Annotated in this window: 15 protein-coding genes; 13 read left to right on the forward strand and 2 right to left on the reverse strand. The window is 57.8% G+C overall.

The genetic code is table 11. From position 1 onward, the window contains the following. Positions 1-3: 3 nt before the first annotated feature. Positions 4-1917, reverse strand: a complete 1914-nt coding sequence (locus tag ACJ8J1_RS23615) for an ABC transporter ATP-binding protein (RefSeq protein WP_033645252.1) — start codon at positions 1915-1917, stop codon at positions 4-6. 129 nt (positions 1918-2046) lie between these two features. Between ACJ8J1_RS23615 and kefG the strand changes: the two genes are divergently transcribed. The 4 genes from kefG to slyD all read left to right on the forward strand — a co-directional run bounded on the left by kefG (position 2047) and on the right by slyD (position 5327). Beyond that, on the forward strand, positions 2047-2598 hold the full coding sequence (kefG, locus tag ACJ8J1_RS23620; protein ID WP_033645385.1) for a glutathione-regulated potassium-efflux system ancillary protein KefG: 552 nt from the start codon (positions 2047-2049) through the stop codon (positions 2596-2598). Between the two features lie 2 nt (positions 2599-2600). Continuing rightward, positions 2601-4409, forward strand: coding sequence for a glutathione-regulated potassium-efflux system protein KefB (gene kefB, locus ACJ8J1_RS23625; RefSeq protein WP_033645251.1), 1809 nt, complete (start codon positions 2601-2603; stop codon positions 4407-4409). Between the two features lie 14 nt (positions 4410-4423). After that, on the forward strand, positions 4424-4627 hold the full coding sequence (locus ACJ8J1_RS23630; RefSeq protein WP_015379274.1) for a YheV family putative zinc ribbon protein: 204 nt from the start codon (positions 4424-4426) through the stop codon (positions 4625-4627). Positions 4628-4739: 112 nt separating this feature from the next. After that, positions 4740-5327 (forward strand): peptidylprolyl isomerase, encoded by a 588-nt coding sequence (gene slyD, locus ACJ8J1_RS23635; RefSeq protein ID WP_004930407.1) that lies wholly within the window; start codon positions 4740-4742, stop codon positions 5325-5327. Positions 5328-5390: 63 nt separating this feature from the next. On the opposite strand, the gene ACJ8J1_RS23640 is transcribed toward slyD, so the two are convergent. Next, positions 5391-5618, reverse strand: a complete 228-nt coding sequence (locus ACJ8J1_RS23640; RefSeq protein WP_033645250.1) for a SlyX family protein — start codon at positions 5616-5618, stop codon at positions 5391-5393. Positions 5619-5974: 356 nt separating this feature from the next. On the opposite strand from ACJ8J1_RS23640, the gene fkpA reads away from it, so the two are divergent. The 9 genes from fkpA to ACJ8J1_RS23685 form a co-directional block, all read left to right on the forward strand. Next, positions 5975-6799, forward strand: a complete 825-nt coding sequence (gene fkpA / locus ACJ8J1_RS23645) for an FKBP-type peptidyl-prolyl cis-trans isomerase (RefSeq protein ID WP_033645249.1) — start codon at positions 5975-5977, stop codon at positions 6797-6799. Between the two features lie 373 nt (positions 6800-7172). Next, the gene (locus ACJ8J1_RS23650; RefSeq protein ID WP_033645248.1) at positions 7173-7895 is read left to right on the forward strand and encodes a helix-turn-helix transcriptional regulator; all 723 of its coding nucleotides are present in this window, start codon (positions 7173-7175) and stop codon (positions 7893-7895) included. Next, a complete protein-coding gene (gene tusD, locus ACJ8J1_RS23655) occupies positions 7895-8284 on the forward strand; it encodes a sulfurtransferase complex subunit TusD (RefSeq protein ID WP_033645247.1) in 390 nt (129 codons plus the stop codon). The genes ACJ8J1_RS23650 and tusD overlap by 1 nt, the downstream gene beginning before the upstream one ends. A gap of 7 nt (positions 8285-8291) precedes the next feature. After that, positions 8292-8651 carry a sulfurtransferase complex subunit TusC gene (gene tusC / locus ACJ8J1_RS23660; protein ID WP_033645384.1) on the forward strand — a complete coding sequence of 120 codons (360 nt, stop codon included), beginning with the start codon at positions 8292-8294 and terminating at the stop codon, positions 8649-8651. A gap of 9 nt (positions 8652-8660) precedes the next feature. After that, on the forward strand, positions 8661-8948 hold the full coding sequence (gene tusB, locus ACJ8J1_RS23665) for a sulfurtransferase complex subunit TusB (protein ID WP_033645246.1): 288 nt from the start codon (positions 8661-8663) through the stop codon (positions 8946-8948). 143 nt (positions 8949-9091) lie between these two features. Further along, positions 9092-9466 (forward strand): 30S ribosomal protein S12, encoded by a 375-nt coding sequence (gene rpsL, locus ACJ8J1_RS23670; RefSeq protein ID WP_004930426.1) that lies wholly within the window; start codon positions 9092-9094, stop codon positions 9464-9466. A gap of 96 nt (positions 9467-9562) precedes the next feature. Continuing rightward, complete coding sequence (gene rpsG / locus ACJ8J1_RS23675) at positions 9563-10033, forward strand: 30S ribosomal protein S7 (protein WP_004956203.1); 471 nt, start codon at positions 9563-9565, stop codon at positions 10031-10033. 93 nt (positions 10034-10126) lie between these two features. Beyond that, positions 10127-12241, forward strand: a complete 2115-nt coding sequence (gene fusA / locus ACJ8J1_RS23680) for an elongation factor G (RefSeq protein ID WP_033645245.1) — start codon at positions 10127-10129, stop codon at positions 12239-12241. 70 nt (positions 12242-12311) lie between these two features. After that, on the forward strand, positions 12312-12895 hold a 584-nt coding region (locus ACJ8J1_RS23685), incomplete at its 3' end, for a GTP-binding protein (protein WP_123867980.1).

Genomic DNA, 12895 nt, shown 5'->3' on the forward strand with positions numbered 1-12895 from the left:
CGGTTAGGCGTCGAACGCCTGCGTTAACTGCTCCAGCTGTTCCTGCGCATCCAGCCAGGTCATTTCCGTCTCTTCCAGCGCGGATTTGGCTTGGCTTTGCTTTTGCAGGCAGTCGGTCAGTTCGGCCTTGCGGCTGATGTCGTACAGTGCGGAATCCGCCAACTGCTCTTCCACCGCCGCCAGTTCGGCGCCCAGTTTTTCCATCTGCTGTTCCAGCTTGGCGATCTGCTTGCGCAGCGGTTGGGTTTGCGTACGGAACTCCGCCTCGCGGCGTTTTTGATCCTTGCGCGCCTGCGCGCTGTTGGCGCCGCTCTCTTTTTCCGGCGCGTCCTGTTGGCTTTCCTGGCGCTGCAGATCGATCAGCCACTGCTGATAATCGTCGAGATCGCCTTCGAAAGGCTCGACCTGGCCATCGTGCACCAGGTACAGATCGTCGGTGGTGGAGCGCAGCAGGTGACGGTCGTGCGAGACCACCACCAATGCGCCTTCGAAATCGATCAGCGCCTCGGTCAGCGCCTGGCGCATGTCGAGATCCAGGTGGTTGGTCGGTTCATCGAGCAGCAGCAGGTTCGGGCGCTGCCAGACGATCAGCGCCAGCACCAGCCGCGCCTTCTCGCCGCCGGAGAAGCGTTCGGTGATTTCACTGACCTTGTCGCCCTGGAAGCCGAAACCGCCCAGATAATCGCGCAGCTGTTGCTCCAGTACCCGTGGCGCGATGCGGCTCAGGTGCTGCAGCGGCGATTCGTCGGCGCGCAGGAACTCCAACTGGTGCTGGGCGAAGTAACCCAGCTTGATGCCTTTCGCCAGGCCGATCTCGCCGCTCAGCGGCTCCAGGGTGCCGGCCAGCAGTTTGATCAGCGTCGATTTACCGGCGCCGTTGCGGCCGAGCAGGCCAATGCGTGAGCCGGGCACCAGGTTCAGTTTGATGGACTTCAGGATCACCTTGTCGCCGTACCCGGCGCTGACTTTTTCCATGCGCAGCAGCGGGTTCGGCAGGCTTTCCGGCGGCCGGAAGCTGAAGGTGAACGGGTTGTCGACGTGCGCCGGGGCGATCAGCTCCATGCGCTCCAGCATCTTGATGCGGCTCTGCGCCTGCTTGGCCTTGGTCGCCTGCGCGCGGAAACGGTCGATATAGCTTTGCAGGTGCGCCACTTTTTCTTGCTGGTGCTGATACAGCGACTGCTGCTGCGCCAGTTTGGTGGCGCGTTGGCGTTCGAACGACGAGTAGTTGCCGGTGTACTCGTTCATCGTCTGCTGTTCGATATGCAGGATCTTGTCGACGATCGGATCGAGGAAGTCGCGGTCGTGCGAGATAAGCACCAGCGTGCCGGGATAGCTTTTCAGCCAGCGCTCCAGCCAGATCACCGCATCGAGATCCAGGTGGTTGGTCGGTTCGTCGAGCAGCAGCAGATCGGAACGGCACACCAACGCCTGCGCCAGGTTAAGACGCATGCGCCAGCCGCCGGAAAAGTCGCGCACCGGGCTTTGCAGTTGTTCGTTGGAGAAGCCGAGACCGTGCAGCAGGCTGGCGGCGCGGGAACGAATGGTCCAGGCGTCGATGGCGTCCAGCTTGCCGTGCAGGGTGGCGATGGCGTGGCCGTCGTTGCGGTCGTTGGCGGCCTGCAGTTCGGCTTCGAGCTGGCGAAACTCGCGGTCGCCGTCGATAACATACTCGATCGCCGGCACGTCCAGCGCCGGCGTCTCCTGGTTGACCCAGGCCAGCGCCCAGTTGCCGGGGAAGGTGAAGCTGCCGCCATCCGCCGCGATCTCGCCCTTCAGCAGCGACAACAGCGTGGATTTGCCGCAGCCGTTTTTGCCGACCAGGCCGACCTTCTGACCTGGATTAACCGTCGCCGTGGCGTTGTCCAGCAGGACGCGGATGCCGCGTCGGATTTGTAGCGAGGAGAATACAATCATAAAGCGCCGTATGTTCAGAGTATGTTAAATTATCATTAAGGTAACAGAACGCGCACCGCGCGCTGTTTTTGTCTTTGCGATGCATGGTAACGGAAAACCGCTACCCTGACGACGCTTTGGAGGGGAATGATGTCGCAGCCGCCCAAGGTCTTGCTGCTGTATGCCCATCCGGAATCCCATGACTCGGTGGCGAACCGGGTTTTGCTTCGACCGGCGCAGCAATTGGAACATGTCACCGTGCACGATCTCTACGCGCACTACCCTGATTTTTTTATCGATATCCATCACGAACAACAGCTGCTGCGTGAGCATCAGGTCATCGTGTTTCAGCACCCCCTGTATACCTACAGCTGCCCGGCGCTGCTGAAGGAGTGGCTGGATCGCGTGCTGTCGCGCGGCTTTGCCAGCGGCGTGGGCGGCAATGCGCTGGCGGGCAAATACTGGCGTTCGGTGATCACCACCGGCGAACCGGAAGGCGCCTACCGCACCGGCGGTTATAACCACTACCCGATGGAAGATATTCTGCGGCCGTTCGAGCTGACCGCCGGGATGTGCCATATGCATTGGCTGACGCCGTTCGTGGTGTATTGGGCGCGGCGGCAAAAGCCGGAGGTGCTGCGCAGCCATGCGGACGCCTACGGCGAGTGGCTGAGCCACCCGCTGCCACGTGGAGGGCGGTGAGCATGGAAGGATCGACCTTACTGACCGCCATTTTACTGTTCCTGTTCGCCGCGGTGGTGACGGTGCCGATCGCCCGTCGCCTGGGGATCGGCGCGGTGCTGGGCTATCTGATCGCCGGCATCGCCATCGGCCCCTGGGGATTGGGTTTTATTCGCGACGTCGACGAGATCCTGCACTTCTCCGAGCTGGGCGTGGTGTTCCTGATGTTCATCATCGGCCTGGAGCTGAACCCCAGCAAGCTGTGGGAGCTGCGGCGTTCGATCTTCGGCGCCGGCGCCGGCCAGGTGTTGATCACCGCGGCGGTGCTGGGTGCGTTGCTGTACCTGACGCACTTCGCCTGGCAGGCGGCGGTGATCGGCGGCGTCGGCCTGGCGATGTCTTCCACCGCCATGGCGCTGCAGCTGATGCGCGAGAAGGGCATGAACCGCAACGAAGGGGGGCAGCTCGGCTTCTCGGTGCTGCTGTTCCAGGATATGGCGGTGATCCCGGCGCTGGCGCTGATCCCGATTCTGGCCGGCGCCGGCGGCACCAGCGACGACTGGGCGAAGATCGCGCTCAAGGTGGCGGCGTTCGGCGGCATGCTTATCGGCGGCCGTTTCCTGCTGCGGCCGCTGTTCCGCTATATCGCCGCTTCCGGCGTGCGCGAGATCTTCACCGCCGCGGCGCTGTTGCTGGTGCTCGGCTCGGCGCTGTTTATGGAAGCGCTCGGCCTGTCGATGGCGCTCGGCACCTTCATTGCCGGGGTGCTGCTGGCGGAGAGCGAATACCGCCACGAACTGGAAATTTCCATCGAGCCGTTTAAAGGGCTGCTGCTGGGGCTGTTCTTTATTTCGGTGGGCATGGTGTTGAATATCGGCGTGCTCTACACCCATCTGGCCGAGGTGTTGATCGGCGTGCTGGTGCTGGTGACGGTCAAATCCGGCGTGCTCTACGGCGTGTCGCGCCTGTTCGGCCTGCGCAGTTCGGTGCGCCTGCAGTTCGCCGGGGTGCTCAGCCAGGGCGGTGAGTTCGCCTTCGTGCTGTTTTCGGCGGCGGGCGCCCAAAAGGTGCTGCAGCCGGATCAACTCTCTTTGCTGCTGGTGGTGGTGACGCTGTCGATGATGACCACGCCGCTGCTGATGCAGGCCATAGACCGCATTTTGGCGCGCCGCTATAACGCCAAAGACGAAGACGAGGAGACGCCGTACGTGGAAGATGACGATCCGCAGGTGATCATCGTCGGCTTCGGGCGTTTCGGCCAGGTGATCGGCCGCCTGTTGATGGCCAACAAAATGCGCATTACCGTTCTGGAGCGCGACGTCAGCGCCGTTGGCGTACTGCGGCGCTACGGCTACAAGGTTTATTACGGCGATGCCACCGAGCTGGAGCTGCTGCGCGCGGCGGGCGCCGAGAAGGCCAAGTCGATCGTGATCACCTGCAATGAGCCGGAAGACACCATGGAGATCGTGCGGTTGTGCCAGCAACACTTCCCGAACCTGAGCATTCTGGCGCGGGCGCGCGGCCGCGTGGAGGCGCATGAGTTGCTGCAGGCGGGGGTGAAACAGTTCAGCCGCGAAACCTTCTCCAGCGCGCTGGAACTGGGGCGCAAGGCGCTGATGGAATTGGGCATGCACCCGCATCAGGCCTTTCGCGCCCAGCAGCATTTCCGTCGTCTGGATATGCGCATGCTGCGTGAGCTGATGCCGCCGCATCAGGGCGACGTGGCGCAAATTTCTCGCGTGAAAGAGGCGCGGCGCGAGCTGGAAGAGCTCTTCCATCGCGAAATGCAAAAAGAAAGTCGCCAGTTTGACGGCTGGGATGAATACGAATAAGCGGGAGCATAACGATGTCTGCAACACGTAAGAGATTTATCGCCGGAGCGGTGTGCCCGAGCTGTAGCGCCATGGATACGCTGGCGGTATGGCGGGAGGATCAGGTGGAAGTGGTGGAGTGCGTCAAGTGCGGCCATCACCAGCGCCAGACCGAACAACAGGTGGAAAAACACGTTCGACCGCAAGAGCAGGTGATCGGCATTTTTCAGCCGAAGTAGCGTTTTTTTATCCCGGAGGGTACAGCGAGGCAGATTTCCGTTACAATCTGTCCGGAAAAGGCGCGCATCCCGATAACGGTGCGCGTCCTAGTAGCCAACGGTAGGAGATATCATGAAAGTAGCAAAAGACTTGGTGGTCAGCCTGGCTTACCAAGTACGTACAGAAGACGGTGTTTTGGTTGATGAGTCTCCGGTGAGCGCACCGCTGGACTATCTGCACGGGCATGGTTCTCTGATCGCAGGTCTGGAAAAAGCGCTCGAAGGCCACGACGTTGGCGATCGTTTTGACGTTCACGTCGGCGCGAACGACGCGTACGGCAACTACGACGAAAACCTGGTGCAGCGCGTACCGAAAGACGTCTTCATGGGCGTTGACGAACTGCAGGTCGGCATGCGTTTCCTGGCTGACACCGATCAGGGCCCGGTACCGGTTGAAATCACCGAAGTTGACGGCGACCACGTTGTGGTTGACGGCAACCACATGCTGGCCGGCCAAAACCTGAACTTCAACGTGGAAGTTGTCGCGATCCGCGAAGCGACCGCAGAAGAACTGGCGCACGGTCACGTACACGGCGAGCACGATCATCACCACGAGCACGGTGAAGGCTGCTGCGGCGGTCACGGCCACAGCCACGATCACGACCATGGTCACGACCACGGTAAAGGCGGTTGCGGCAACGGCGGTTGCGGCTGCCACTAAGCAGAACGCAATCCCGAGACGAGAGGGCAGCCATTGGCTGCCCTTTTTTATGCGCGGCGCCCCTCAATAGTGCGGCGGAGGGGTTTCTTCCGATTGCGAGGCGATCATCGAGGTTTGGGTCGAGCGCAGTTTGTCGGTCAACATGCGCAGGTGCTCGCGCATCTTCAGCATTTCCATCTGATGCTGGGTGACGGTCTGGTTGAGCTCTTCGATAGTGAGCTCTTGAAAAGCCTGACGGCTTTCCAGTTCTTCAAGCCGCTGTAGCAGGCTTTGAATGTCGGCGTTGTGCATGAGGCTACCTCTGACGCGATAAAATCCTGATTCGGCGCTATGGTAACAGCTGGCGTCGGGTTTGCCCGCGCTATTTCTTTGGGCGGCGCGCAACGTTGCGATCGGCAGTGTAAAGTGCTGAAAAGCTGCACGCCTGATTCGCCGTTTTTTGCTAACCTCGCCGAATATTCTGCAAGAAAAATCTGATTTATCATGTGAGTAGCACGCAGCGGGAAACTTCTTGGCAAAGCGGGAGTCACACTTTGACTCGATTGGTTACCTGTGCGACTGTTTTGTTTTGTTTCAGGCAGCTATAGTAGCCCGGTTATCTTACCTAATGATTGTTTGGGGCATTGCTTCAGACATTGGAGAAATGGATGAAATCTTTGTTTAAAGTCACGCTTCTGGCAACCACCATGGCTTTTGCTCTGAATGCGACCCAGGTCATGGCAGCCGATGCCGCTAAACCGGCGGCAGACGCGGCAGCAGCGCCAAGCACCGGCAAGTTCAAAAACGACGACGAGCAAGCGGCTTACGCACTGGGCGCCTCTCTTGGCCGTTACATGGACAACTCTCTGAAAGAGCAAGAGAAGCTGGGCATCAAGCTGGACAAAGATCAGCTGATCGCCGGCGTTCAGGACGCTTTCGCTAACAAGAGCAAGCTGAACGACGCCGACATCGAAAAGACCCTGCAGGGCTTTGAAGCGCGCGTGAAGGCTTCCGCTCAGGCGAAGATGGAGCAGGATGCCAAGGACAACGAAACCAAAGGCGCCAAGTATCGCGACAGCTTCGCTAAAGAAAAAGGCGTGAAGAAAACCGAATCCGGCCTGCTGTATCAGGTAGAGAAACCGGGCGCGGGTGAAGCGCCGAAAGACAGCGACACCGTGGTAGTGAACTACAAAGGCACCCTGACCGACGGTACCGAGTTCGATAACTCCTACACCCGCGGTGAGCCGCTGTCATTCCGTCTGGACGGTGTGATCCCTGGCTGGACCGAAGGCCTGAAGCACATCAAGAAAGGCGGCAAAATCAAGCTGGTGATCCCACCGGCGCTGGCCTACGGTAAAACCGGCGTTCCGGGCATCCCGGCTAACTCCACGCTGGTCTTCGACGTCGAGCTGCTGGATGTGAAAGCGGCGCCGAAAGCCGACGCTAAAGCCGAAAAACCGGCCGACGCCAAAGCCGACGCCAAAGCGAAATAATCTCGTCGCTCTGTTTGCCACCGCCGCGGATGCCCTCCGCGGCGGTTTTCATTTCGGCAGCCGCTACCGCTCTCTCCATTGAACGCTTGACGCCTGCCGGGCATCGGGCTTAACGTCAATACCACGCGCAAACGCAAGGACTTTGCTCCGGCCGCTTTGCTAGACTAATAATTCTGACTTATCAGTCATGCGTCTGCCCCTTAGGGCGTGTACCTAAAATTGTTCCCGGCCGCCTCGCCCGCGGATGTCATCGCGCCGTTTTATGCCGCTCTCAGCCAGCCGCGCTGCAGCGCGCCGATGACGGCAGCGATCCGGCCCGAGCGGTTTTAGCTGCGCCCCCTGGCACAGGCGATCTATGAGGGTGGTATCTTCGATGTCGAATTCGCTTTTATCCAGCGAAGCCAGCGAACTTGATTTGCTGAATGAACGTCCGTTTACTCAAACGGATCATGAAATCCTGAAATCCTATGAAGCGGTGGTCGACGGGCTGGCGATGTTGATCGGCGGCCACTGCGAAATCGTATTGCACGCGCTGGAAGACTTGAACAGCTCGGCGGTGCGCATCGCCAACGGGGAACACACCGGGCGCAAAATCGGCTCGCCGATCACCGACCTGGCGCTGCGCATGCTGCACGACATGGCCGGCGACGACAGCAGTGTGTCGAAAGCCTACTTTACCCGCGCCAAGAGCGGCGTATTGATGAAATCGGTGACTATCGCCATTCGCAATCGCGAGCAGCGAGTGATTGGTTTGTTGTGCATCAACATGAACCTCGACGTGCCGTTCTCGCAGATCATGCAAACCTTTATGCCACCGACAGCGCAGGACGTGCCGTCGTCGGTGAACTTCGCCTCTTCCGTCGACGATCTGGTGGCGCAGACGCTGGAGTTCACCATCGAAGAGGTGAACGCCGACCGCTCGGTGTCCAATAACGCCAAGAATCGACAGGTGGTGCTCAATCTCTATGAGAAAGGCATCTTCGACATCAAGGATGCGATCAACCAGGTGGCGGATCGTCTGAATATCTCCAAACACACCGTCTATCTGTACATTCGCCAGTTTAAAAGCGGCGATCTGGTGGGAAGCGACCGTTGATGCTCGACTATTGTCTGTTGGTTACCGGCCCGGCTTATGGCACGCAGCAGGCCAGCAGCGCCTATCAATTCGCTCAGGCTTTGCTGGCGAAAGGGCACCGTCTTTCCAGCGTCTTTTTCTACCGTGAAGGGGTGTTGAACGCCAACCGGTTAACCGCGCCCGCCAGCGACGAATTCGATCTGGTGCGCGGCTGGACGCAGCTCGCGCAGCAACACGGCGTAGCGCTCAACGTCTGCGTGGCCGCCGCGCTGCGTCGGGGCGTCACCGACGAGCAGGAGGCGCAGCAGCAGGGGCTGGCCGGCGCCAACCTGCAGCCCGGCTTTACCCTGAGCGGGCTGGGTTCCCTGGCCGAAGCGTCGCTGAGTTGCGACCGTCTGGTGCAGTTCTGAGGAAATGATGAAACGAGTCGCTTTTGTTTTCACCCACGGGCCGCATGGCGGCGCCGGCGGCAGAGAAGGGCTGGATGCGCTGCTCGCCACGTCGGCGCTCAGTGAAGATTTGGGGGTGTTTTTTATCGGTGATGGCGTGTTGCAGCTATTGCCGGGCCAGCAACCGGAAAAGATTTTGGCGCGCAATTATATCGCCACTTTCGGCGTACTGCCGCTGTATGACGTGGAGCGGTGTTATCTGTGCCAGGCTTCGCTGCAGGAACGCGGGCTGAGTCAGGTGACCGATTGGGTGCTGGATGCCGAGGTGCTGGCGCCGGACGAACTGCGCCGTGAATTGGCCGGCTACGACGCCGTAATGACGTTTTAGGAACTTCTGATGTTGTATACCCTGAGCCATTCGCCAAACCAATGTGACCTGCCCGCGCTGTTGCGCCTGACCGCGGAGGGCGACGCGCTGCTGCTGCTGCAGGACGGCGTGCTCGCAGGCCTTGTTGGCAGCGCCCATCTTGAATCGCTGCTCGCCGCCCCCATATCCCTTTATGCGCTGCAGGACGACCTGGAAGCCAGGGGGTTGATTGGTCATTTTTCGCACAAAATCACTGTCGTCGGCTATAATCACTTCGTTGAATTAACCGAACAACACCGCAGCCAAATGGCCTGGTGATGACGGTGATGTTGTATATTTCTTGACACCCATACTGGTCAGCCCTAAAATTCTGCGTCCTCGTACTTTGCCAGTAGTGCATACGAGGGGATTTATCACATGTTTACGAAGCTAGTACGAAGCAAAAACCAGGAGCTTTTTTAATGGCAACAATTAACCAGCTGGTTCGCAAACCACGCTCTGTGAAGGCTGCTAAAAGCAACGTTCCAGCGCTGGAAGCCTGCCCGCAGAAACGTGGCGTATGCACCCGCGTATATACCACTACCCCGAAAAAACCAAACTCCGCACTGCGTAAAGTTTGCCGTGTGCGTTTGACCAACGGTTTCGAAGTGACTTCCTACATCGGTGGCGAAGGCCACAACCTGCAGGAACACTCCGTAATCCTGATCCGTGGCGGTCGTGTAAAAGACCTGCCAGGTGTGCGTTACCACACCGTCCGTGGTGCACTTGACTGCTCCGGTGTTAAAGACCGTAAGCAAGCTCGTTCCAAGTACGGCGTGAAGAAGCCAAAGGCTTAATGGTTCTCCGTTAAGTAAGGCCAAACGTTTTAACTTTAATGTCAAAATAAACTCGTAGAGTTTTGGACAATCCTGAATTAACAACGGAGTATTTCCATGCCACGTCGTCGCGTAATCGGCCAACGTAAAATCCTGCCAGATCCTAAGTTCGGATCTGAGCTGCTGGCCAAATTTGTAAATATCCTGATGGTAGACGGTAAAAAATCTACTGCAGAAGCAATCGTCTATACCGCGCTGGAGACCCTGGCTCAGCGTTCTGGTAAAGATCACCTGGAAGCTTTCGAAGTCGCTCTCGACAACGTTCGCCCGACTGTAGAAGTTAAGTCGCGTCGCGTTGGCGGTTCTACTTATCAGGTACCAGTTGAAGTCCGCCCGGTTCGTCGTAATGCTCTGGCAATGCGTTGGATCGTTGATGCTGCACGTAAACGCGGTGATAAATCCATGGCTCTGCGCCTGGCGAACGAGCTGTCTGACGCAGCAGAGAACAAAGGTTCTGCTGTTAAGAAGCGTGAAGACGTTCACCGTATGGCCGAAGCCAACAAGGCGTTCGCCCACTACCGCTGGTAATCATCTGGCTGTAGTCATGCTAACCAAGCGGGCGCGTCAAATCGGCCCGCTTGGGTTAACTGAACTTGAACGCCCTAGGAATAGAGGAATCAAATGGCTCGTACAACACCCATTGCACGCTACCGTAACATCGGTATCAGTGCTCACATCGACGCCGGTAAAACCACCACTACCGAACGTATTCTGTTCTACACCGGTGTAAACCACAAAATCGGTGAAGTTCATGACGGCGCTGCCACCATGGACTGGATGGAACAGGAGCAGGAGCGTGGTATTACCATCACTTCTGCAGCGACGACTGCCTTCTGGTCTGGTATGGCCAAGCAGTTCGAACCGCACCGCGTAAACATCATCGACACCCCAGGGCACGTTGACTTCACCATCGAAGTAGAACGTTCCATGCGTGTGCTGGATGGCGCGGTAATGGTTTACTGTGCTGTTGGTGGTGTTCAGCCACAGTCTGAAACCGTATGGCGTCAGGCTAACAAATACAAAGTGCCACGTATCGCGTTCGTTAACAAAATGGACCGTATGGGCGCTAACTTCCTGAAAGTTGTTGGCCAGATCAAAACTCGTCTGGGCGCTAACCCTGTTCCTCTGCAGCTGGCTATCGGCGCAGAAGACAAATTCACCGGCGTTATCGACCTGGTGAAGATGAAGGCGATCAACTGGAACGAAGAAGACGCAGGCGTTACCTTCGAATACGAAGACGTCCCGGCTGACATGATGGAACTGGCTGAAGAATGGCGCCAGAACCTGATCGAATCCGCTGCGGAAGCTTCCGAAGAGCTGATGGAAAAATACCTGGGCGGCGAAGAGCTGACCGAGGCAGAAATCAAGTCCGCTCTGCGTCAGCGCGTGCTGAACAACGAAATCATCCTGGTTACCTGTGGTTCTGCGTTCAAGAACAAGGGCGTACAGGCGATGCTGGATGCGGTAATCGAATACCTGCCGGCGCCAACTGACGTTCCTGCGATCAACGGTATCCTGGACGACGGTAAAGACACCCCGGCTGAGCGTCACGCAAGTGATGACGAGCCGTTCTCTGCTCTGGCGTTCAAAATCGCTACCGACCCGTTCGTAGGTAACCTGACCTTCTTCCGCGTGTACTCCGGCGTTGTTAACTCCGGCGACACCGTGCTGAACTCTGTTAAGGCTGCGCGCGAGCGTTTCGGCCGTATCGTTCAGATGCACGCCAACAAGCGTGAAGAGATCAAAGAAGTTCGCGCAGGCGACATCGCCGCTGCGATCGGTCTGAAAGACGTGACCACCGGGGACACCCTGTGTGATCCAGACTCTCCAATCATCCTGGAGCGTATGGAATTCCCTGAGCCGGTAATCTCTATCGCCGTTGAACCAAAAACCAAAGCTGACCAAGAGAAAATGGGTCTGGCTCTGGGCCGTCTGGCTAAAGAAGACCCGTCATTCCGCGTATGGACTGACGAAGAGTCTAACCAGACCATCATCGCCGGTATGGGTGAACTGCACCTCGACATCATCGTTGACCGCATGAAGCGTGAATTCAACGTTGAAGCTAACGTGGGCAAACCTCAGGTAGCTTACCGCGAAGCGATTCGCGCGAAGATTACCGATGTTGAAGGTAAGCACGCCAAGCAGTCTGGTGGTCGCGGTCAGTACGGTCACGTTGTGATCGACATGTACCCACTGGAGCCGGGCTCTAACCCGAAAGGTTACGAGTTCATCAACGACATCAAAGGCGGCGTAATTCCTGGCGAATACATCCCTGCCGTTGATAAAGGCATCCAGGAGCAGCTGAAGTCTGGTCCGTTGGCTGGTTACCCGGTAGTAGATATGGGTATTCGTCTGCACTTCGGTTCTTACCACGACGTTGACTCCTCTGAACTGGCGTTTAAACTGGCCGCATCTATCGCCTTTAAAGAAGGCTTTAAGAAAGCGAAACCAGTTCTGCTTGAGCCTATCATGAAGGTTGAAGTTGAGACTCCAGAAGAGAACACCGGTGACGTTATCGGTGACTTGAGCCGTCGTCGCGGCATGCTGCGCGGTCAGGAATCTGAAGTGACTGGCGTTAAGATCCACGCTGAAGTACCGTTGTCCGAAATGTTCGGCTACGCAACTCAGCTGCGTTCTCTGACTAAAGGTCGTGCATCATACACCATGGAATTCCTGAAGTATGATGATGCACCGAACAACGTCGCTCAGGCCGTAATCGAAGCCCGTGGCAAATAAGCCGCAGGGTTAAAACCAAAGTCCCGTGCTCTCTCCAGAAGGGGAGAGCGCTATAGTAAGGAATATAGCCGTGTCTAAAGAAAAATTTGAACGTACAAAACCGCACGTTAACGTTGGTACTATCGGCCACGTTGACCACGGTAAAACTACCCTGACTGCAGCGATCACCACCGTTCTGGCTAAAACCTACGGCGGTTCTGCACGTGCTTTCGACCAGATCGATAACGCGCCAGAAGAAAAAGCTCGTGGTATCACCATCAACACCTCTCACGTTGAGTATGACACCCCGACTCGCCACTACGCGCACGTTGACTGCCCAGGGCACGCCGACTACGTGAAAAACATGATCACCGGTGCTGCTCAGATGGACGGCGCGATCCTGGTAGTTGCTGCGACTGACGGCCCAATGCCTCAGACCCGTGAGCACATCCTGCTGGGTCGTCAGGTTGGCGTTCCTTTCATCATCGTATTCATGAACAAATGCGACATGGTTGATGATGAAGAGCTGCTGGAACTGGTAGAAATGGAAGTTCGCGAACTGCTGTCCGCGTACGACTTCCCAGGCGACGACCTGCCAGTGATCCGCGGTTCCGCGCTGAAAGCGCTGGAAGGCGAAGCTGAGTGGGAAGCGAAAATCATCGAACTGGCCGAAGC

It is taken from the genome of Serratia sp. CY37869 (genome assembly GCF_052168895.1).
GTDB classification, from domain to species: domain Bacteria; phylum Pseudomonadota; class Gammaproteobacteria; order Enterobacterales; family Enterobacteriaceae; genus Serratia; species Serratia ureilytica.

Coding starts and splice junctions, on each gene's coding strand:
- ACJ8J1_RS23615 (WP_033645252.1), bottom strand. CDS start 1,917: ATGATTGTATTCTCCTCGCTACAAATCCGACGCGGCATCCGCGTCCTG.
- kefG (WP_033645385.1), top strand. CDS start 2,047: ATGTCGCAGCCGCCCAAGGTCTTGCTGCTGTATGCCCATCCGGAATCC.
- kefB (WP_033645251.1), top strand. CDS start 2,601: ATGGAAGGATCGACCTTACTGACCGCCATTTTACTGTTCCTGTTCGCC.
- ACJ8J1_RS23630 (WP_015379274.1), top strand. CDS start 4,424: ATGTCTGCAACACGTAAGAGATTTATCGCCGGAGCGGTGTGCCCGAGC.
- slyD (WP_004930407.1), top strand. CDS start 4,740: ATGAAAGTAGCAAAAGACTTGGTGGTCAGCCTGGCTTACCAAGTACGT.
- ACJ8J1_RS23640 (WP_033645250.1), bottom strand. CDS start 5,618: ATGCACAACGCCGACATTCAAAGCCTGCTACAGCGGCTTGAAGAACTG.
- fkpA (WP_033645249.1), top strand. CDS start 5,975: ATGAAATCTTTGTTTAAAGTCACGCTTCTGGCAACCACCATGGCTTTT.
- ACJ8J1_RS23650 (WP_033645248.1), top strand. CDS start 7,173: ATGTCGAATTCGCTTTTATCCAGCGAAGCCAGCGAACTTGATTTGCTG.
- tusD (WP_033645247.1), top strand. CDS start 7,895: ATGCTCGACTATTGTCTGTTGGTTACCGGCCCGGCTTATGGCACGCAG.
- tusC (WP_033645384.1), top strand. CDS start 8,292: ATGAAACGAGTCGCTTTTGTTTTCACCCACGGGCCGCATGGCGGCGCC.
- tusB (WP_033645246.1), top strand. CDS start 8,661: ATGTTGTATACCCTGAGCCATTCGCCAAACCAATGTGACCTGCCCGCG.
- rpsL (WP_004930426.1), top strand. CDS start 9,092: ATGGCAACAATTAACCAGCTGGTTCGCAAACCACGCTCTGTGAAGGCT.
- rpsG (WP_004956203.1), top strand. CDS start 9,563: ATGCCACGTCGTCGCGTAATCGGCCAACGTAAAATCCTGCCAGATCCT.
- fusA (WP_033645245.1), top strand. CDS start 10,127: ATGGCTCGTACAACACCCATTGCACGCTACCGTAACATCGGTATCAGT.